The organism is Methylobacterium sp. 285MFTsu5.1, assembly GCF_000383455.1.
Lineage (GTDB): Bacteria > Pseudomonadota > Alphaproteobacteria > Rhizobiales > Beijerinckiaceae > Methylobacterium.
Genome location: NZ_KB911275.1, coordinates 43,203 through 62,641 on the forward strand (window position 1 = coordinate 43,203; position 19,439 = coordinate 62,641).

The following is a 19,439-nucleotide window of genomic DNA, read 5'->3' on the forward strand; positions in this document are numbered from 1 at the left end:
TCCTCGGCCGCATCCTATTCGACGGTGAGCCCGGACCCGTGCCGGCGCCTTCCCTGCCGGTTCCCGCCATGACCATCCGCCCGCTCGTCATCCTTCCCGATCCCGTCCTGCGCCTGGGCTCCGAACCGGTCGGGCCGATTACCGCCGAGATCCGGACCCTCGTCGCCGACATGTTCGAGACGATGTACGACGCTCCTGGCGTCGGGCTGGCGGCGATCCAGATCGGCGTGGCGAAGCGCGTCGTGACGATCGACACGTCGAAGGAGGAAGGCGTCCGCGACGCGCGAGTCTTCATCAATCCCGAGATCGTCTGGTCGTCCGAGGAGAAGCGGGTCTACGACGAGGGCTGCCTGTCGATCCCGGACTACTACGCCGAGGTCGAGCGCCCGGACCGGGTGCGCGTGAAGTTCCGAGACCTCGACGGCAAGGAGCAGGAGATCGAGGCCGACGGCCTGCTCTCGACCTGCATCCAGCACGAGATCGACCACCTGAACGGCGTGCTGTTCATCGATCACCTGTCGAAGCTGAAGCGCGACCGGGTGATCAAGAAGTTCACCAAGGCGGCCAAGCGCGACGCGGCCTGAGCCGGCCATGCGCGTCGTCTTCATGGGCACGCCGGACTTCGCGGTGCCGACGCTCGCGCGGCTCGCGCAGGACGGGCACGACATCGCGGCGGTCTACACCCGCGCGCCCGCCAGGGCCGGCCGCGGCATGAGCCTGCGCCCCTCCCCGGTCCACGCGCTCGCCGACACGCTCGGCGCGCCGGTCCTGACGCCCGCGACGCTCCGCACGCCCGAAGCCGCCGAGACCTTCGCGGCGCACCGGGCGGACGTCGCGGTCGTCGTGGCCTACGGGATGCTGCTGCCGCAGGCGATCCTCGACGCGCCGCGGTACGGCTGTCTCAACCTGCACGGATCCCTGCTGCCGCGCTGGCGCGGCGCGGCGCCGATCCAGCGCGCCGTGATGGCGGGCGACGCCGAGAGCGGCGTCGGCGTCATGCGGATGGAGGCCGGTCTCGACACAGGCCCGGTCGCCCTCGAGGCGCGGTTGCCGATCACCCCGGGCATGACGGCGGGCGCCCTGCACGACGCGCTCATGCCCCTCGGCGCCGACCTGATGGCGCGGGCCCTCGCGGCGCTGGACGCGGGCACGCTGACCTTCGCGCCGCAGCCGGAGGACGGAATCGTCTACGCCCATAAGATCACCAACGACGAGGCGCGGATCGACTGGTTCCGCCCGGCGGCCGAGGTCGCCAACCGGATCAACGGGCTGTCGCCGTTCCCCGGTGCCTTCTTCGAGGTCGATCTCGGCAAGGGCTCCGAGCGCGTGAAGGTGCTCCGCGCCGCCCCGGCGGAGGGTTCGGGCGCGCCGGGCACGCTGCGCGATTCCGAAGGCACCGTCGCCTGCGGGGACGGCGCCGTCCGGCTCCTGGAGCTGCGCCGCGCCGGGAAGGGCGGCAGCGCCAGCGGGGCCGAGTTCGTCCGCGGCGCCCGCCTGACGCCCGGCGCCCGCCTCGGCTGATGCGCGTCGCCCGTTCACGGCATTCGGCGCGCGGCCCGACCCGTCATCGCGAGCGCAGCGAAGCGACCCAGGGCAGCGCACCCTGGCGAGGCTCGGCGCGACGCCGGATCGCTTCGGCACGCTCGCAGAAACGATCGCGCGCGCAGCTTTCCGAAGCTCTGTGCCGTATCGCGAGATCGAACATCGGAGCGCTATCGAGAGACCTTGAGGGGGCCGGCTGATGCCCCGCTACAAGCTCGTCATCGAGTACGACGGCGGTCCGTTCTGCGGCTGGCAGCGGCAGGCGGACGATCCCACGGTCCAGGGCGCGATCGAGGCGGCGGTCACGCGCTTCTCCGGCGAGGAGGCCCGGCTCACCTGCGCGGGCCGGACCGATGCCGGCGTGCACGCGATCCATCAGGTCGCCCATCTCGACCTCGCCAAGGACTGGCGGACCGACACGGTGCGGGACGCCCTGAACGCCCATCTGCGGCCGCAGCCGGTGGCGATCCTGTCCGCCGAGACCGTGCCGGAGAGCTTCGACGCCCGCCACTCGGCGATCCGCCGGCACTACCGCTACCGCATCCTCAATCGGCGCAGCCCCGCGGCGCTGACGCGCGCCCATGTCTGGCACGTGCCGTGGCCCCTCGACGCGGCACTCATGCACGAAGCCGCCCAGCGCCTCGTCGGCCGCCACGACTTCTCGGCCTTCCGGGCCGCCGAGTGCCAGGCGAACAGCCCGATCCGCACGCTGGAGCAGCTCGACGTGGGCCGCACGCCGATGGCGCTCCACGACGAGATCGTTGTCGCGACGTCGGCGCGCTCGTTCCTGCACCATCAGGTGCGGGCGATGGTCGGCACGCTGATGCTCGCCGGCTGCCGCCGCCTCTCGGCGGACGCGGTCGCCGCTATCCTGGCCTCGGGCGACAAGCGCCGGTGCGGGCCGCTGGCCCCGGCCGCCGGGCTGACCTTCGTGGGCGTCGACTACGAACCGGGGAAGTAGGCGTCGAGCACGCGCCCGTAGATCGCCGTCAGCCGCTCTAGGTCGGCGACCGCCACGCACTCGTCGGTCTGGTGCATGGTCTCGCCGACGAGGCCGAACTCGATCACCGGGCAGGCATCCTTGATGAAGCGGGCATCCGACGTGCCGCCCGTCGTGGAGAGCGTCGGGGTCAGGCCGGTCTCGGCCCGGATCGCCTCCGCGACCAGCGTCACGAAGGCGTCCGGCCGCGTCAGGAAGGCCGGCGCGTTCGAGGGCTGCAGATCCAGGCTGAAGCGCACCGCGTTCCCGGCCGCCTGCTCCAGGCGCCGACGGATCTCTTCGCCCAGGCTCTCGGCCGTCCAGTCGTCATTGAAGCGGACGTTGAAGGTCGCCCGGGCGGTCGCCGGGATCACGTTGGTGGCCGGGTTGCCGACGTCGATCGTGGTGAATTCGAGGTTCGAGGCGTCGAAATGCGCCGTCCCGCGATCCAGCGGCTCGGCGACCAGCGCCGAGGCGAGGCGCAGCAGGCCCGGGATCGGGTTCTCGGCCTTGTGCGGGTAGGCGACGTGGCCCTGCCGGCCGAGAACGGTGAGCTTGCCGGTCAGCGACCCGCGCCGGCCGATCTTGATCATCTCGCCGAGCCGGCCCGGATTGGTCGGCTCCCCGAGGACACAGTGGTCGAACCGCTCGCCCCGGCGCCGCGCCCAGTCGAGGAGCTTCACGGTGCCGTTGACCGCCGGTCCCTCCTCGTCGCCGGTGATCAGGAACGCGATGGAGCCGCCGAAATCGGCGCCGCGCCGGTCGAGGAAGGCGAGGGTCGCCGCGAGCATGCAGGCGACGCCGCCCTTCATATCGGCCGCTCCCCGCCCGTACAGCATCCCGTCGGCCACGGCGCCCGCGAAGGGATCGTGGCGCCACGCGCCCTCGCCCTCCGGCACGACGTCGGTGTGACCGGCGAAGACGAGGCACGGACCGTCCCGCCCGACGCGGGCGTAGAGGTTCGGTGTGTCGGGGTAGCCGGGCTCCGAGAAGACCGGCCGCTCGACCGCGAAGCCGGCCGGCCGGAGCGCGTCGGCGACGACGTCGAGGGCGCCCCGATCCTCCGGCGTCACGGACCGGCACCGGATCAGGTCCTGCGCGAGGCGCAGGGCCGCGTCGGGGGCGTGATGATCTGCCGGCATGAACCCGTCCTCGGCGGCGCGACGTGCCGCGCGGCCCGCTTAACCCGAAGCGGGCCGCCCCGGAACTCCCGTCCCGGGCCCTACTTGGTCACCACGACCTGCACGTCGCCGTGGCGGCGCTGCACCGACACGGTGACGTCGTCGTCATAGCGCTGGAACCGGATGTCCAGGCGCGAGCCGCCGAGCTTGACGTTGTAGAGCGTCACCCCGTCGAGGAAGCCCGGCAGGATCGGGTTCTTGAGCCGGACACGGTTGCGCTCGTGGTCCAGTTCGAGGCCTAGGCAGGCCGCCAGGAACGCGAACGGCGCCGCCGCCGCCCAGGCCTGCGGGCTGCAGGCGACCGGGTACGAGACGGGGCCGCGCTGCTTGCGGCGCATGAAGCCGCAGAACAGCTCTGGCAGCCGCTTCTGGTCCTGGTAGAGCGAGGTGTCGAACATCCCCTGGAAGATGCGCGCGGCCTCGTGCTTGCGGTCGTAGCGCGCCAGACCCATCGCGATCAGCGCGTTGTCGTGCGGCCAGATCGAGCCGTTGTGGTAGGACATCGGGTTGTAGCGCGCCTCGCCCTTGGCGATCGTGCGCACACCCCAGCCGTTGAAGCCGTCCTTGCACAGCAGCGTCTCGGCGACCCGCGCCGCCCGCTCCGGCTTGGCGATGCCGGTGAACAGGGCGTGGCCGGCATTGGAGGAGCGCACCGCGCACTGCTTCTTGGCGCCGTCGAGCGCCAGCGCGTAGGTGCCGATCTCCTCGTTCCAGAACGCCGCGTCGAACCGCTCGCGCAGGCTCGCCGCCTCCTGGGTGAGGCGCTCCGCCATCGGGTCGTGGCCGAGGAGCGCCGCGAGCTTCGCCATGCCGTTCTTGGCGGCGTAGACGTAGCCCTGCACCTCGCAGAGGGCGATCGGGCCCTTGGCCAGGTGACCGTCGGTGTGGAAGATCGAGTCGTGGCTGTCCTTCCAGCCCTGATTCTCGAGACCCTTGTCGGTGTCGCGGGCGTACTCGACGAAGCCGTCGCCGTCGCGGTCGCCGTAGCGGTCCATCCATTCGAGCGCGAGTTCGAGGGCCGGCCAGATCGCCCGCACGGTCTCGAGGTCGCCCGTGACGGCGTAGTACTCCCAGGCCAGCATCACGAAGAGCGGCGTGCCGTCGATGGTGCCGTAATAGTGCCGGAACGGCACCTCGCCGAGCATCGCCATCTCGCCGCGCCGGGTCTCGTGGAGGACCTTGCCGGGCTGCGCGTCGGCGGCCGGATCGACCGCCTTGGCCTGGGTCGAGGCGAGGTAGCGCAGCACGCCCCGGGCGAATTTCGGGTCGATCCAGAGCGCCATCATCGCGGTGATGATGCCGTCGCGCCCGAACACCGTGGAGTACCAGGGGATGCCGGCGAAGGGGTAGATGCCCTCCGGGGTTCGGCTCGCGAGCATGTAGAGGTCGGCGGTCGCCCGGCACAGCCCCTCGTTGAACTGGTCGTTCGACGAGATGATCGTGGTGATGCCCGCCGTCAGCGCCCGCAGGTCGCGCCGCGAATCGCGGTAGGCGCGGGCGAAGATCGTCCCCTCGCCGAGATCCTTCGGCTCGCGCCGGGCACCGCCGGCATTGGCGGCGAGCGTCAGCTTGGCGGCCGCGTCCTCGCCGACCATCGTGTCGGTCGGGGGCTTGGTGAAGGCCCGGTGCGCCTCGAAGGTGACGCGGATGAACAGGGAGGTCCGGCCCTCCGGCGGGAGCGACACGTCGAACACGACCTTGCCGGGCTCGATCGAATCGGGCTTCGGGCCGAAATGCAGGGAGGTCGTCCGGACGATCTCGTCCAGGCCGACGTAGCGGAACTGCACCTCGCGGTCGCTCGCCACGAGCACGCCGCGCTTGCCGCGCTCCTGTCGATCTGTCCCGCGAACCTCGAAGAGGTCGCGGAAATCCGCGTCGAAGGTGACGGCGATGCGCAGGCGCCGGTGCTTCGAATCGTAGGAGCGGAGGCCGATCCGGTCGTAGCAGGCGCCGCGGAACAGGAACTTGGTGCGCTCGATCGCGATCGTCTCGCGGGGGATCGAGGTCTCGTCGTGGGCGTCGATGCGGATGTCGGGCGTCGTCATGTCGACGCTGAGGGCGCCGTTATCGTCCTGCATCACCGAGGAGAGCATCAGCGGGCGCTGGCCCTCGACCGTCACCTCCAGGCGCGAGAGGTAGCGCGTGTCCTGGAAATAGAGGCCTTCCGGCCCGGGCTGGACGCCGATGTCGCCGTAGGAATCGAGGACGCCGAAGGCCTCGCCGAACTTCAGCGAGCGCAGCGGCCGCTCGACCAGGGAGGTCTGCGCCTCGATGTGATAGGTCGGGAGGACGTCGTCCGCGTCCTGGAATCCGTGCGCCACGCTTCCGGCGCTCGCCGCGGTCCGGGCCTTCGCATCGTGGGCCGCTGCCGTGTTGTCCGCCGCCATGCAGGGCATCTCCGGGTGCAAGTGAGGGGTGCGAATCGAGAGGGCTGCTGCATCCCTTCGATGCAGCAGCCCTTGTTCACCCTACGGATGAGTCGCCTTTAAGACGCTAGGCCGAGCCGGCCCCGCCTCGCAAGCCCGGTGCCGGCTTTCAGGCCGGCATGGCGGCGACCGGGATCGCCGGACGCGCGGAGCCGTTGACCTCGCCGTACTGCGGCATGAAGCCGGACTTCGGCAGCTTGATCACGTCGGCGCCGCGGGCGAGCAGGTCCTCGTAGGCGGCGACGTACTTCTTCACCATGCACTCGGCGGTGAAGGCGCTCTCGAAGTGGCGGCGCACGCCGGCGCGGCTCATGGTCTTGACCTTGGCGACCGCGGCCACGGCGTCGTCCATGTTCTCGCAGAGAACGCCGCCCACGCCGTCCTTGATGACCTCCGGCACGGAGCCGTTCCGGAACGCGATCACCGGGGTGCCGGCCGACATCGCCTCGATCATCACGAGGCCGAAGGGCTCGGGCCAATCGATCGGGAAGGCGAGCGCCAGGGCATTGCCGAGAAAGTCCTTCTTCTGCTCCTCGTTGATCTCGCCGATGTACTCGATCAGCGGGTGATGGATCATCGGCTCGATGACTTCGTCCCAGTAATCCTGGTCGGCCTTGTCGACCTTGGCGGCGATCTTAAGGGGCGTGCCGGAACGGATCGCCATCTCGATCGCGCGGTCGGGCCGCTTCTCGGGCGAGATCCGGCCGAGGAAGGCTAGGTAGCCGCCCTTGGCGTCCGGGTAGTACGGGCAGTTCTCGGCCGGCAGGCCGTGATGGATCGTCGCCAGCCAGTTCGAGGTCGGCGGCATGGGCAGGCGCTGGTTGTCCGAGATCGAGACCAGCGGCATGCCCGTGAAGGTGCGGTAGACCGGCATGAAGTCCGGCACGTCCAGGCGACCGTGCATCGTGGTGATGCACTTATGGTTCAGATCCTCGAACATCGGGTACTGAAGCAGGTCGATGTGGAAGTGCAGGATGTCGAACTCGTGCGCGCGGCGGTGCACCTGATGCAGCATCGCCAGGTGGCTGGCCGTGTGATCCCGGTAGCCGAGCAGGCGGAGGCCTTCGGGCGTGCAGGCCGCGAGCTTGGCAGTCGTCTCGGAGTCACCGCTCGCGAACAGCGTGACTTCGTGGCCCTGGCGAACCAGTTCCTCTGTAATCCAGCTGACGACGCGCTCGGTGCCGCCGTAGAACTTCGGAGGGACGGCCTCCGACAACGGAGCGATCTGGGCAATGCGCACGAAGTGTCTCCTGGTTGGCCAATTTGACGGGGGGTCTAACCCTGCCGGCCTGAGCGGGACATGAATGAAACCGACGGCTAAGGTTATGGTTCCTGGCGCACCCGCTGTCCCTCGCCGTTTTGTGCGGCGCGCAAGCCGTCCCCGAATTCCTCCGAATCAGCACGGGCGAAACGGCCGCTGCCCCGCCGTTGCCGGCTCGCCGGCGCGGGTGTGTGCAGAGGGGCCCGGTCCCAGGGCTCGATACGCCGGAGCCCGGCGACGCGTTCCCCCGGATCTCGATCTCGTGCTCCGATCCGCGGGCGTTGCCGCCGCGTCAGCTTTCTGTCATAAGCCGCCCCGCGTCGAACCGCCCGGCCGATAGGGCTGCCGTGGCGGCTCGTGCTGCTCCACCAGAAGCATCAGCGCGCGAACCCCATCCGATCCTCCCGGGTCGGTCCGGGATCATTTCGCGCAACGGAGAGCCAAATGCCCAAGTTGAAGACGAAATCGGGCGCGAAGAAGCGCTTCAAGATCACCGGCACCGGCAAGGTGATGTACGCCCAGGCCGGCAAGCGCCACGGGATGATCAAGCGGACGACCAAGCAGATCCGCAACCTGCGCGGCACCACGACCCTGTTCGAGGGCGATGCCGCCAACGTGAAGAAGTACTTCCTGCCGAACGCGCGGTAAGTCCTTCAACACCCGTTGCCACTGTCTTTCGTCGAATCCAGGAGATAACCGATGGCCCGCGTCAAGCGCGGCGTGACCAGTCACGCGAAGCACAAGAAGGTTCTGAAGGCCGCCAAGGGCTATTACGGCCGGCGCAAAAATACGATCCGCATCGCCAAGCAGGCGGTCGAGAAGGGCATGCAGTATGCCTACCGCGACCGCAAGAACAAGAAGCGCACGTTCCGCGCCCTCTGGATCCAGCGCCTCAACGCGGCGGTCCGCGAGCACGGCCTGACATACTCGCGCTTCATCGACGGCCTGGCGAAGTCGGGCATCGTCGTCGACCGCAAGGCCCTGTCGGAGCTGGCGATCCACGAGCCGGCGAGCTTCGCCGCCGTCGTCGAGAAGGCGAAGGCCGCGCTGCCGCAGAACACCGCCAAGGCCGCCTGATCCAGGCCTGAGGCGAGACGGACGGAAGGCGCGGTTCCCCAGGGAGCCGCGCCTTCGTCGTTTACGAGGTCCCGCGCCTCGCGCTTGCGCCGGCGCCCGCAACGCGCGAGAGCACGGCCCGACGGCCGACTCCGCCAACCCTGCTCGAAGACAGCGATGACCGATCTCGACACCCTGGAACGCGACCTCCTGGCCCAGGTGAGCGCGGCCTCCGACGAGGCCACCCTCGACGCGGTCCGCGTCGCCGCGCTCGGCAAGAAGGGCAGCGTCTCGGATCTGCTGAAGACGCTCGGGTCGATGACGCCGGACGAGCGCAAGGAGCGCGGGCCCCTGATCAACGGGCTGCGCGACCGGGTCCAGGGCGCCGTCACCGCCCGCAAGACCGAACTCGCCGAGGCCGCCCTGGAGGCCCGCCTCGCCTCCGAGCGGGTCGACGTGACCCTGCCGGTCCGCGAGGCCCCCGAGGTGCGCGGCCGGATCCACCCGATCTCCCAGGTGATCGACGAGATCACCGCGATCTTCGCCGACATGGGCTTCGCGGTCGCCGAGGGTCCGGACATCGAGACGGACGAGCTGAACTTCACGGCGCTCAACTTCCCGCCCGGCCACCCGGCCCGCGAGATGCACGACACCTTCTTCCTGGCGCCCGACCGCGACGGGCAGCGCAAGGTGCTGCGCACCCACACCTCGCCTGTACAGGTCCGGACCATGCGGGCGCAGACGCCACCGATCCGCGTGATCATCCCGGGGCGGACCTACCGGCACGATTCCGACCAGACCCACACGCCGATGTTTCACCAAGTCGAGGGGCTGGTGATCGACAAGGCGGCCAACATCGCCAACCTGAAATGGGTGCTGGAGGAGTTCTGCAAGGCGTTCTTCGAGGTCGACGGCGTGAAGATGCGCTTCCGCCCGTCCTTCTTCCCCTTCACCGAGCCCTCCGCCGAGGTCGACATCCAGTGCTCGCGCAAGGGCGGCGAGATCCGCTTCGGCGAGGGGGACGACTGGCTGGAGATCCTGGGCTGCGGGATGGTCCACCCGAACGTGCTGCGCAATTGCGGGCTCGACCCGGACGCCGTGCAGGGCTTCGCCTTCGGTGTCGGCATCGACCGCATCGCCATGCTGAAATACGGCATGCCGGACCTGCGCCCGTTCTTCGAGGCCGACGTCCGCTGGCTCGACCATTACGGCTTCCGCCCGCTCGACGTGCCGAGCCTCGTGGGCGGCCTCACGAGCTGAGCCGCCCCGGCCCCGCGATCCTGTTCCTCCGACGGTCGAGCCGATACCGGGCTCTCGAAGGTCCATCATGAAATTCACCCTCTCCTGGCTCAAGGACCACCTCGACACCGAGGCCTCCCTCGACACCGTCGCCGAGACGCTCACGCGGATCGGCCTTGAGGTGGAGGGCGTCGAGGACAAGGCCGCCGCGCTCAGGCCCTACGTGATCGCCCGGATCCTGACGGCCGAGCAGCACCCGAACGCCGACCGGCTCCGGGTCTGCACGGTCGACACCGGCACGGGCACCCCCGTGCAGGTGGTGTGCGGCGCCCCGAACGCCCGGGCCGACCTCGTCTCGGTCTTCGCGCCGCCCGGCACCTACGTCCCGGGCAAGAACATCACCCTGTCGGTGGGCACGATCCGCGGCGTCGAGAGCCACGGCATGCTGTGCTCGGGCGCCGAGCTCGGCCTCGGCGACGACCACGACGGCATCCTGGAACTCCCGACCGACGCGCCGGTCGGCCAGGCCTACGCGCTCTACGCCGGGCTCGACGATCCGGTCATCGAGATCAACCTGACGCCGAACCGTCCGGACTGCACCTCCGTCCACGGCATCGCCCGCGACCTCGCGGCGGCCGGCCTCGGCACGCTCAAGGGCGAGACGCTGCCGGGCCTGCGCGGCGAGGGTCCCTGCCCGGTCGCGGTCGCGGTCGAGCTCGCCCTCGATCCGGCCGACCGGCACCTCGCCCCGATGTTCGCCCTGCGGCTCGTGCGCGGCGTCCGGAACGGCCCGTCGCCGGCCTGGATGCAGGCCCGGCTGCGCGCCATCGGCCTGCGGCCGATCAACAGTCTCGTCGACATCACCAACTACGTCACCTTCGACCGCGGGCGGCCACTGCACGTCTTCGACGCTGCCAAAGTCGCCGGCACGCTGACCGTGCGGCGGGCGCGGGCGGGCGAGAGCCTGCGCGCCCTCGACGGCCGGACCCACACGCTGACCGACGACACCGTGGTGATCGCCGACGCGAACGACGTCGAATCCATCGCCGGCATCATGGGCGGCGAGGCGTCGGGCTGCGACGCCGGCACCGTGGACGTGCTGATCGAGTCGGCCCTGTGGGACCCGACCAACATCGCCCAGTCGGGCCGACGGCTCGGCATCATCACCGACGCGCGCTACCGCTTCGAGCGGGGCGTCGACCCGGCCTTCACGGTTCCCGGCCTCGACCTCGCGACGCGGCTGGTGGTCGATCTCTGCGGCGGAACGCCGACCGAGGCGCACGTCGCCGGCGCGCCGCCCGAATCCCGGCGCAGCATCGACTTCCCTTGGACCGAGGTCCGCCGCCTCGCCGGACTGGACGTGCCACGCACCGAGATGCAGCAGATCCTCGAGACGCTGGGCTTCCACGTCTCCGGCACCGGGGACCGGGTGACGGTGCTGCCCCCGTCCTGGCGGCCCGACGTCGAGGGCAAGGCCGACCTCGTCGAGGAGGTCGTCCGCATCGCCGGGCTCGACCGGATCGCGGCCGAGCCCCTGCCGCCGCTCGCCGGGATCGGCCGCCCGCTGCTCACCGTGATGCAGAAGCGGACCCGCCTCGCCAAGCGCGCCCTGGCGAGCCGCGGCCTCATGGAGGCGGTCACGTGGTCGTTCGTGCCGCACGACGACGCCGTCCTGTTCGGCGGCGGCGGGGCCGACCTGGTGCTGGCCAACCCGATCGCCTCGGAGCTGTCCGACATGCGGCCGAGCCTGGTGCCGGGCCTCCTGCGCGCGGCGCAACGCAATGCCGACCGCGGCTACCCGGACGCCGCCCTGTTCGAGGTCGGCCAGTGCTTCGCCTCGGACGTACCGGAAGGCCAGACCGTCCGCGCGGCGGCGGTCCGCCGCGGCGGCGCGACCCTGGCCGGCGCCGGGCGGCACTGGGACGGCACGGCGGCGACCGTCGACGCGTTCGACGCCAAGGCGGACGCCATCGCGTTGCTCGGCAGCCTGGTCGTGCCGACCGGCGGCCTCCAGATCACGCCCGGCGGCCCGTCCTGGCTGCATCCCGGCCGCTCCGGCACGCTGCGTTTCGGTCCGAAGACGGAGATCGGCTGGTTCGGGGAGGTGCATCCGCGAACGCTACAGGCCCTCGACCTGAAGGGAACGCTCGTGGCCTTCGAGATCGTCCTCGACGCCCTGCCCCTGCCCAAGCTCAAGCCGACCAAGGCCAAAGCCGCCCTGGCACTGTCGGAATTCCAGCCGCTGTCGCGGGACTTCGCCTTCGTGGTCGGCCGCGACGTGCCGGCGGGTGACATCGTCAAGGCCGCCCAGAACGCCGAGCGCAAGCTGGTGACGGGTGTCGATGTGTTCGACCTCTACGAGGGGCCGGGCGTGCCGGACGGCGCGAAGTCGGTGGCGATCGCGGTGCGTCTCCAGCCCGTCGAGCGGACCCTGACCGACGCGGAGATCGAGGCGGTGAGCGCCAGGATCGTCGCCGAGGTCACCCGCAAGACGGGCGCGACGCTCCGGGCCTGAGGCGCCGCCATGGACCGGATCGCCCTGCTCATCGACGACCTCGCGGCGGCCGAGTACCGGCCGAAGGCGGCGTTGCGGGAGGCCCTGAACCACCCCGCCGCCGTCGCGGAGGCGACGCTGCCGCTGCTGGAGGCGGCCGCCGACGGGCGCGAGCTGGCAGCGGAGGAGACGAACCTCCTGTTCTGGGGCCTGCACGTCATGGCCCATGCCCGGGACACGCGCGCCCTCGCGCCGCTCCTCAGGCTGCTCCGGCACGATGAGGAGACCCTCGACGCGGTGCTGGGGGACGCCGTCACGGCGACGCTGGCCAAGGTCGTGGCGAGCCTGTTCGACGGCGATCCGCAGCCGCTGTTCCGCCTGATCCTGGACAGCACGGTCGACGATCACGCGCGCATGGCGCTGATGTGCGCCTGCACCTTCCTGACCCTGGAGGGACGGATCGACCGGGCCGCGATGCACGACCTGCTGGTCCGTTTCGACGACGCGCAGGCCGCCGTGGAGGACGGGCCGGCCTGGGTCGGCTGGGAGGAGACGATCGCGCATCTCGGCTTCCGGGACCTCGCGCCCCGCGCGGCCGCGGCCCGCGCCGACGGACGGCTCACCGACGAGATCAGCGACGCCGACTGGTTCAAGGAGGCCCTGCGCAAGGCCGAGACCAAGCCGGACGACCGGGACCGGCTCGGGCCCTACCAGTACGGCTACCTCGACGATCCGGTCGAGGCTCTCGACTGGGCCGAGGAGGGCGCGGGCGAGCCGCAGCGCAACCCGTTCAAGGATGTCGGCCGCAACGATCCCTGCCCCTGCGGCTCGGGCAAGAAGTTCAAGAAGTGCTGCCTCGGCAAGGCGGAGGCGGAGGGGCCTTGGATGCCGCCGGAACCCCTAGGCCGCTGAGGCGCCGCTGCCGCTGAGCGGGTTCTCGGGATCCCAGCCGTAGCTCAGGGTCTCGAACCGCATGGCGCGGGCGTCGACCATGAGGAGGCGCCCGACGAGGGGCTCGCCGAAGCCCGCCACGGCCCGGATCACCTCCATGGCCATCAGCGAGCCCATGACGCCGGCGAGCGCGCCGAGCACGCCGGCCTCCGCGCAGGCGGGCACACTGCCGGGCGGCGGCGGGTTCGGGAAGAGGCAGCGATAGGTCGGGTTCGGCGTCCCGTCGGGCCCCGTCTCGTGGGCCCGGATCGTGGTCAGCGTGCCGTCGAAGCGGCCCAGAGCCGCGGTCACCAGCGGCCGACGCGCCCGGAAGCAGGCGTCCGACACCGCGTAGCGCGTGGCGAAATTGTCGGACCCATCCGCCACGAGGTCATAGCCGGCGATCAGGTCGACGGCGTTGTCCGCGTCGATCCGGAACGGGTGCGGGACCACCGACACGTGCGGGTTGAGGCGCGCCACCGCGTCGGCCGCGCTCTCGACCTTCAGCCGACCGAGATCCGACGTCCCGTGGATCACCTGCCGCTGCAGGTTCGACAGGGAGACCGTGTCGTCGTCGACGAGGCCGATCGTGCCGATCCCCGCGGCGGCGAGGTACTGGATCAGCGGCGCGCCGAGGCCGCCCGCCCCGACGACGAGGATCCGGGCGGCCTTGAGCCGGGCCTGACCGGGACCGCCGACCTCCGCGAGGACGAGGTGGCGGGCGTAGCGTTCGATCTCATCGGGAGCGAGAGCCATGGCCTGCCCATAGACTGCCGTGGCCGCGCATGGAAGGATCGGGCGCGTCTCGAAGGCTCGTCGGAATCTCGGCCGACGCTTCGACCTCGTCATCGCGAGCGTAGCGAAGCGACCCAGGTCAGCGGGACGTCTCTCAGCGCAGCGCAACACTGGGTGGCTTCGCTCCGCTCGCAGAGACGGTGGTGCGGTGATCAGCAGGAAGCGATTTAGCCCCCCTCAAGATCCGCTGTTCGAGGGCTCGGTACGCGAAACGCCGCCCCGGTGAGGAGGCGGCGCGGGTCTCGCGTCTCTGGATCCGGGCCGCTCAGCGCGGCGCGAGGATCATGATCATCTGCCGGCCTTCGAGCATCGGCTCGCTCTCGACCTTGGCGATCTCGGCGGTCTCGCTCTTCACGCGCTCCAGGAGGCGCAGACCGATGTCCTGGTGAGCCATCTCACGACCGCGGAAGCGCAGGGTCACCTTGACCTTGTCGCCCTCCTCGAAGAAGCGGTGCACCGACTTCATCTTGGTGTCGTAGTCGTGCTTGTCGATGCCGGGGCGGAGCTTGATCTCCTTCACCTCGACGGTCTTCTGCCGCTTGCGGGCCTCGTTCTGCTTCTTCTGCTCGTTGAAGCGGAAGCGCCCGTAATCGAGCAGCTTGCAGACGGGCGGCACGGAGTTCGGCGCGATCTCCACGAGATCGAGACCGGCCTCCTCGGCCAGATTGAGGGCGTCGAAGAAGGGAACGACGCCGCGGTTCTGCCCGGTGTCGTCGATCAGCTGCACTTCCCGCACACCGCGAATGTCGCGGTTGGCGCGCGGCCCGTCCTTCTGCGGGGCCGGCATGGCTCTCATCGGTCTACGAATGGCTTAGGTCTCCTGCTGCAACGGCGAAACGGCGGATCTTCAGGAAGATCTCCTGACCGCCAGCCGCTCCGGTCTCATCCGGACATACAACGTTGGTGGAACCGCGGCCAGAGTCAACCGGCTACCATCGCGACGCCGGAAATAATCGGCCGCCGCGTCGCGATTCGAGTCCGATGCCCTCAGGTCGAACGGCCGAGCAGCTCGGCGTAGACCGCCAGCGTGTCGCCGACCATCCGCTCCAGGGAGAAGTGCGCCTCGACATGCGCGCGGCTGCGCCGACCGAGGGCGTCGCGGGCGCTCGCGCCGAGAGAGAGGGCCTCGGTCAGAGCGGCGGCGAGCGCGGCCGGGTCGCCGGGCGGCACGCGCCATCCGGTGCGCTGGCCGGCGGGGGTCTCGGGCGGTGCCAGCACCGTCTCCGGCACCGCTCCGAGATCCGAGACGACCACGGGTGCGCCGAGCGCCTGCGCCTCGACGGCCGAGCGGCCGAAGGCCTCGGGCTCCACGGACGGCACCGCCACCACCGATGCGGCGCGGAAGGCCGCCGGCATGTCGGTGCAGTGCCCGACTCTGCGGACGATGCCCTCGAGCCCGCGCGCGGCGATCAGCGCGTCGAGCTCGCGCTCGTAGGCGGCGCGGCCCTGCGGGTCCCCCGCGAGGACCACGGCCAGGTCCGGGACGCCGCGATCGCGCATCCGCGCGGCGGCCTCGATCAGCACGCGGTGGCCCTTCCATGCCGTGAGGCGGGCGGCCAGCAGGATCACCCGCTCGTGCGGCGCCACGTTCCAGCTCCGGCGCAGCGCCTCGACCCGGGCGGCCCCGACCGCCACCGGGTTGAACACCGCGAGGTCGGTGCCGCGGTGGATGACCCGCACGCGGTCGCCGGCCTGCTCGGCGTGCAACCGGTGGATCAGGTCCGCGGTGTAGTGCGAGTTGGCGATCACCACGTCGCCGCGGGCCATGATCGAGTTGTAGAGGACCTTCACGCCGGTCCGGCCGGAATAGCTGCCGTGATAGGTGGTCACGAACGGGAGCCCGAGCCGGCGCGCCGCCCCGAGGGCGACCCAGGCGGGCGCGCGGGAGCGGGCGTGGATGATCTGCACCTTCTCGCGGCGGCAGAGCGCCATCAGCCGCAGGACGTTCACCGCCATCGAGGCCGGGTTCTTCGACGCGGCCGGGAATCGGAGCCAGTGCCCGCCCTTGGCCTGCAACTCGCCGACGAGCCGTCCGCCCTCGGTCGCCACCAGGGCGCGGGCGCCCACGGCCGCGAGGCCGCCCGCGACGTCGACGGTGGTACGCTCGGCGCCGCCCGCATCGAGTTCGGGGATGATCTGCAGGATGCGGGCGCCGGCCAGCGCCCCGACCTCCGCCGGGAAACCCGACAGGGCGTGGGGTCCGTCGCCCGTTCGCGGGCCCTCGGCGAGGACGCGCAGGCCCCCGGCCGGTATCTGCCAAATGCTCGCTGCCATTGATCCAGCATCGCCGCCGGGCTTTACGGTCCGGTAAACGAGAGTTGAAGCCGAACCGTTCAGGACCGGACTTCTTCCATGTCGAGACAGGGATACCGGAGAGAACGATGACGGATACGGCCCCCGAGTTCCTGACCGTCGGCATCGGCGACGAGGCCCGCCGCATCGCCGTGCGGGTGCGCGCGGGCGGCGGGCCGCCGGTGGTCTGGCTCGGCGGCTTTCGCTCCGACATGACCGCGACCAAGGCGACGGCGCTCGATGCCTGGGCCGAACGGACGGGCCGGGCGCTCGTGCGGTTCGACTACGCCGCGCACGGTGCCTCGGGCGGCACGTTCACGGACTGCACCATCTCGTCGTGGCTCGAGGACGCGCAGGCGGTCCTGGCGGCCTACGTGACGGAGGCGCCGGTGCTCGTCGGCTCGTCGATGGGCGGCTGGATCGCCTGCCTGGGGGCCCGCGACCGGGCCGCGCGCGGGAAGGCCACGGCGGGGCTGGTGCTCATCGCGCCGGCCCTCGACTTCACCGAGGAGCTGATCTGGAACCGCCTCAGCGAGGCGGCGCGCGCCATGCTAATCCGCGACGGCGTACTCCGGAAGCCCAGCGACTACGCGCCGGAGCCGGACCCGATCACGCGGGCCCTGATCGACGACGGCCGCCGACACTGCATGCTGGGCGGCCAAGTCGATCCGGGCTGCCCGGTGCACATCCTCCAGGGCATGCGGGACACCGACGTCCCCTACACGCACGCCCTGCGAATCCTCGACCGCCTGCCGGCCGAAGGGACGGTGCTGACACTGATCGCCGACGGCGACCACCGCCTGTCGCGGCCGCAGGACATCGCGCGGCTCGTGGCGGCGGTGGCCGAGATCGCCTGACCGGTCTCCCGGCCAGGCCTCTCAGCGGGTCGGGTGCAGGGTCAATGCAGGCTGACGGGCTGCAGGTCGTGCGCGGCGGCGTTGGCCAGCACGACGTCCCGCGAATCGGCGAGCATGATCGGCGCGCCGCTCGCCGAGAGCAGGGCGAACAGGTCGAGGCCGGGCGTCAGCTCGGGGGCCTGCGGGAAGAAGCGGCGGACCTCGTCGGACCGGATCGGCCGGACGTAGGCGATGTGCCCCTCGCCCAGCGCCGCGAGATCGGCCGGCTGGAAATCGGCCGGATCGAGATCGGCGGGGGTCAGAGGAGACGGATTCAGATCGGTCATAAAGCCCTCCTGGGGTGGCAGAGCGTCCACCGCCGATCCTGAAGGCATCGGCGGCTCCACCCTGATGTGGGGATCCGCGCCGGCCAATCAATCGGTCGGCGTCAGCCGCGGGCGCCGATATCGATCTTGCGCACGATGCGGTCCGGCTCCGGCCGGACCAGATCGATCGACAGGAGGCCGTTGGCGAGGTCGGCGCCGAGGACCTCCATGCCGTCCGCGAGGAGGAAGGCCCGCTGGAACTGCCGCGCCGCGATGCCGCGGTGCAGGAAGTGGCGCTCGCGCTCGTCGACCTGCCGGCCGCGCACGACGAGCTGGCTCTCCTCCAGCATCACGTCCAGCTGATCGCGGGTGAAGCCGGCCACCGCCAGGGTGATCCGCAGGCGTTCGGGCTCGCTCTCGGTCCGGGGCAGGCGCTCGATGTTGTAGGGCGGGTAGCCGTCGTTGGCGGCCTTGGAGACCCGGTCGAGGGCCTGCTCGATCTCGTCGAAGCCGAGCAGGAACGGGTGCCCGAAGGGCGAGGATCGAGTCATCGCGGCCATCATCCAGAAAGCGAAGCCTCCGACCCCGGGATCTGCCGCAATCCCGGGATGCCCGAGCACCTCGTCGACAGGAGCCCGCCCGGGGCAGCGCTCCGCCGGACGTGACGACGCCGGCAACTCGGAGATATGGCCAAGGCCTTCCGGGCCATCAAGGGAGGAGGCCGGAATCGACGGCGAGCCGTGGTCGCGCATTTCCGGGATGTTTCGGCAAATTCATGCGGGATCGATAGGCAAAGCCTGCAACGGCCACGCTTTCTTCTAACAGTTTGGAACTGCTCTGATTTTCTCGCCGGGCCTTGATCCGGGCGGCGGGCCTGGATACTGCCGCGGCAGGCGACGATCCGGCTCCCGAGATCGATCGCCGCGATCCTTTTCCCGCGAGGCGCCGGAGCCGTGAGCACGCCCATGACCCCGTCGGACCACGCGGCGATGCGGCGCGTCGCAGACGTGTGCGGCGACGAGGCCGACATCCTGGCCCTGTCGGTGGCCCGCTTCGTGGCGGCCGGCTACATGACCAGCGACGTCGCCTGCTGGAACGCGGCCTTCGACGGGGCCGAGCAGCTGCTCGGGCCGACGGAGGGGTGCCGCTTCGTCGCCTGCGTGGTCGCGATCATCCGGGCGCTCCGTGCGGAACGCGACGGCGACTGGTCGTTCATGCCGGCGAGCTGCTGCCGCGTGACCGGCCACGAATGCGCGCTGGTGAAGCTGATCAACCGGGGCCGCCAGCGCCTCTGGGCGGATCTCGAGGCCGCCGCGGCCGAGATCACCGGCCAGGACGCCGCGCCGCGCCTCGTGGCGGCGGTCCGCGCCGCGGTCGGGCCGCTCGACGCGGCGGCCGAGCGCCTCGCCCCGGCCTCCTGCCCCGCCGGAACGGTGCTGCACTGATCCGGCTCCCCGTCACCCCGGACCGCGCGGCGCGAGCCCACGGCCGGCGCGAACTCGAAGAGGACTTTGTCACGGTGCTTGCCCTGCGCGCTCCCCTGTACCGCCGTCGGATCGGGCGTGTCGCCCTCGACACGGCGGCCTGCTTCGCGCTCTCGGCGCTGCTCGTCGTCTCGGCCCTGGCGCAGGACGCGTCCGAGAAGGCGCCGATCAAGTTGCAGCTCAACAAGGTTGAGACCGCGGGCGAGGCCTGCCGGATCACCATGGTGATCGACAACAAGGGATCGGGCCTCAAGTCCTACAAGGTGGATCTCTTCGCCTTCGACCCCGAGGGCGTCGCGCAGAAGCGCGTGGCGGTCGAACTCGGGCCGCTGCCGCCGAAGAAGACCACCGTGAAGATCTTCGATTTCCCCGGCATCGCCTGCAACAAGGTCGGTCGCGTCCTCCTGAACGACGTCCTGACCTGCGACGGCGGCGATCCGGGCCGTGAGGCCTGCCTCGAGCGGACCGAGACCGACAGCAAGGCCGGCCTGTCGTTCGACCGCTGATGCGGGTGGTGTGACGGCTGACGAGACCAAACCGCCCGGCGGCGAGAGCCGCCGGGCGGCCTGCGGCTTTCGCCGCACCCCGAGACGATGGC

19 protein-coding genes are annotated in these 19,439 nt (G+C 70.9%); 11 read left to right on the forward strand and 8 right to left on the reverse strand.

Going from position 1 to position 19,439, the window contains the following annotated elements:
- Nucleotides 1-68: 68 nt before the first annotated feature.
- From def to truA, 3 genes are all read left to right on the forward strand, one after another.
- Nucleotides 69-584, forward strand: coding sequence for a peptide deformylase (def, locus tag H288_RS0111805; protein WP_020092792.1), 516 nt, complete (start codon nucleotides 69-71; stop codon nucleotides 582-584).
- A gap of 7 nt (nucleotides 585-591) precedes the next feature.
- Nucleotides 592-1,521, forward strand: a complete 930-nt coding sequence (fmt, locus tag H288_RS0111810; RefSeq protein ID WP_020092793.1) for a methionyl-tRNA formyltransferase — start codon at nucleotides 592-594, stop codon at nucleotides 1,519-1,521.
- 220 nt (nucleotides 1,522-1,741) lie between these two features.
- Nucleotides 1,742-2,503, forward strand: a complete 762-nt coding sequence (gene truA / locus H288_RS0111815; protein ID WP_020092794.1) for a tRNA pseudouridine(38-40) synthase TruA — start codon at nucleotides 1,742-1,744, stop codon at nucleotides 2,501-2,503.
- On the opposite strand, the gene dapE is transcribed toward truA, so the two are convergent.
- From dapE to H288_RS0111830, 3 genes are all read right to left on the reverse strand, one after another.
- The gene (gene dapE / locus H288_RS0111820; RefSeq protein WP_020092795.1) at nucleotides 2,485-3,663 is read right to left on the reverse strand and encodes a succinyl-diaminopimelate desuccinylase; all 1,179 of its coding nucleotides are present in this window, start codon (nucleotides 3,661-3,663) and stop codon (nucleotides 2,485-2,487) included. The genes truA and dapE overlap by 19 nt on opposite strands.
- Before the next feature lie 80 nt (nucleotides 3,664-3,743).
- Complete coding sequence (locus H288_RS0111825) at nucleotides 3,744-6,089, reverse strand: amylo-alpha-1,6-glucosidase (RefSeq protein WP_020092796.1); 2,346 nt, start codon at nucleotides 6,087-6,089, stop codon at nucleotides 3,744-3,746.
- 148 nt (nucleotides 6,090-6,237) lie between these two features.
- On the reverse strand, nucleotides 6,238-7,368 hold the full coding sequence (locus H288_RS0111830) for a glycosyltransferase family 4 protein (RefSeq protein WP_026604868.1): 1,131 nt from the start codon (nucleotides 7,366-7,368) through the stop codon (nucleotides 6,238-6,240).
- Between the two features lie 465 nt (nucleotides 7,369-7,833).
- On the opposite strand from H288_RS0111830, the gene rpmI reads away from it, so the two are divergent.
- The 5 genes from rpmI to H288_RS0111855 all read left to right on the forward strand — a co-directional run bounded on the left by rpmI (nucleotide 7,834) and on the right by H288_RS0111855 (nucleotide 13,090).
- Nucleotides 7,834-8,037 carry a 50S ribosomal protein L35 gene (rpmI, locus tag H288_RS0111835; protein ID WP_007561407.1) on the forward strand — a complete coding sequence of 68 codons (204 nt, stop codon included), beginning with the start codon at nucleotides 7,834-7,836 and terminating at the stop codon, nucleotides 8,035-8,037.
- A gap of 51 nt (nucleotides 8,038-8,088) precedes the next feature.
- Nucleotides 8,089-8,466, forward strand: coding sequence for a 50S ribosomal protein L20 (gene rplT, locus H288_RS0111840; RefSeq protein ID WP_012320099.1), 378 nt, complete (start codon nucleotides 8,089-8,091; stop codon nucleotides 8,464-8,466).
- 156 nt (nucleotides 8,467-8,622) lie between these two features.
- Complete coding sequence (pheS, locus tag H288_RS0111845) at nucleotides 8,623-9,705, forward strand: phenylalanine--tRNA ligase subunit alpha (protein WP_020092798.1); 1,083 nt, start codon at nucleotides 8,623-8,625, stop codon at nucleotides 9,703-9,705.
- 67 nt (nucleotides 9,706-9,772) lie between these two features.
- Nucleotides 9,773-12,199: a phenylalanine--tRNA ligase subunit beta gene (gene pheT / locus H288_RS0111850; protein ID WP_020092799.1), complete on the forward strand. Its 2,427-nt coding sequence runs from the start codon at nucleotides 9,773-9,775 to the stop codon at nucleotides 12,197-12,199.
- 9 nt (nucleotides 12,200-12,208) lie between these two features.
- Complete coding sequence (locus H288_RS0111855; protein WP_020092800.1) at nucleotides 12,209-13,090, forward strand: DUF1186 domain-containing protein; 882 nt, start codon at nucleotides 12,209-12,211, stop codon at nucleotides 13,088-13,090.
- On the opposite strand, the gene moeB is transcribed toward H288_RS0111855, so the two are convergent.
- From moeB to H288_RS0111870, 3 genes are all read right to left on the reverse strand, one after another.
- Nucleotides 13,079-13,864, reverse strand: coding sequence for a molybdopterin-synthase adenylyltransferase MoeB (moeB, locus tag H288_RS0111860; protein WP_020092801.1), 786 nt, complete (start codon nucleotides 13,862-13,864; stop codon nucleotides 13,079-13,081). The genes H288_RS0111855 and moeB overlap by 12 nt on opposite strands.
- A gap of 304 nt (nucleotides 13,865-14,168) precedes the next feature.
- Nucleotides 14,169-14,690: a translation initiation factor IF-3 gene (gene infC, locus H288_RS0111865; RefSeq protein ID WP_020092802.1), complete on the reverse strand. Its 522-nt coding sequence runs from the start codon at nucleotides 14,688-14,690 to the stop codon at nucleotides 14,169-14,171.
- Nucleotides 14,691-14,890: 200 nt separating this feature from the next.
- A complete protein-coding gene (locus H288_RS0111870) occupies nucleotides 14,891-16,177 on the reverse strand; it encodes a glycosyltransferase family 4 protein (protein ID WP_020092803.1) in 1,287 nt (428 codons plus the stop codon).
- Between the two features lie 107 nt (nucleotides 16,178-16,284).
- On the opposite strand from H288_RS0111870, the gene H288_RS0111875 reads away from it, so the two are divergent.
- The gene (locus H288_RS0111875) at nucleotides 16,285-17,052 is read left to right on the forward strand and encodes an alpha/beta hydrolase (protein ID WP_020092804.1); all 768 of its coding nucleotides are present in this window, start codon (nucleotides 16,285-16,287) and stop codon (nucleotides 17,050-17,052) included.
- 41 nt (nucleotides 17,053-17,093) lie between these two features.
- Here H288_RS0111875 and H288_RS0111880 read toward each other — a convergent pair whose 3' ends face one another.
- Nucleotides 17,094-17,378: a DUF1150 domain-containing protein gene (locus H288_RS0111880; RefSeq protein WP_020092805.1), complete on the reverse strand. Its 285-nt coding sequence runs from the start codon at nucleotides 17,376-17,378 to the stop codon at nucleotides 17,094-17,096.
- 101 nt (nucleotides 17,379-17,479) lie between these two features.
- On the reverse strand, nucleotides 17,480-17,908 hold the full coding sequence (locus H288_RS0111885) for an Hsp20 family protein (protein ID WP_012320108.1): 429 nt from the start codon (nucleotides 17,906-17,908) through the stop codon (nucleotides 17,480-17,482).
- Nucleotides 17,909-18,322: 414 nt separating this feature from the next.
- Between H288_RS0111885 and H288_RS0111890 the strand changes: the two genes are divergently transcribed.
- Both H288_RS0111890 and H288_RS0111895 read left to right on the forward strand, forming a co-directional pair.
- On the forward strand, nucleotides 18,323-18,802 hold the full coding sequence (locus H288_RS0111890) for a hypothetical protein (protein WP_020092807.1): 480 nt from the start codon (nucleotides 18,323-18,325) through the stop codon (nucleotides 18,800-18,802).
- Nucleotides 18,803-18,876: 74 nt separating this feature from the next.
- Entirely contained in the window at nucleotides 18,877-19,347 is a 471-nt protein-coding gene (locus tag H288_RS0111895; protein WP_020092808.1) for a hypothetical protein, read from the forward strand.
- The last annotated feature ends 92 nt before the right edge of the window (nucleotides 19,348-19,439 follow it).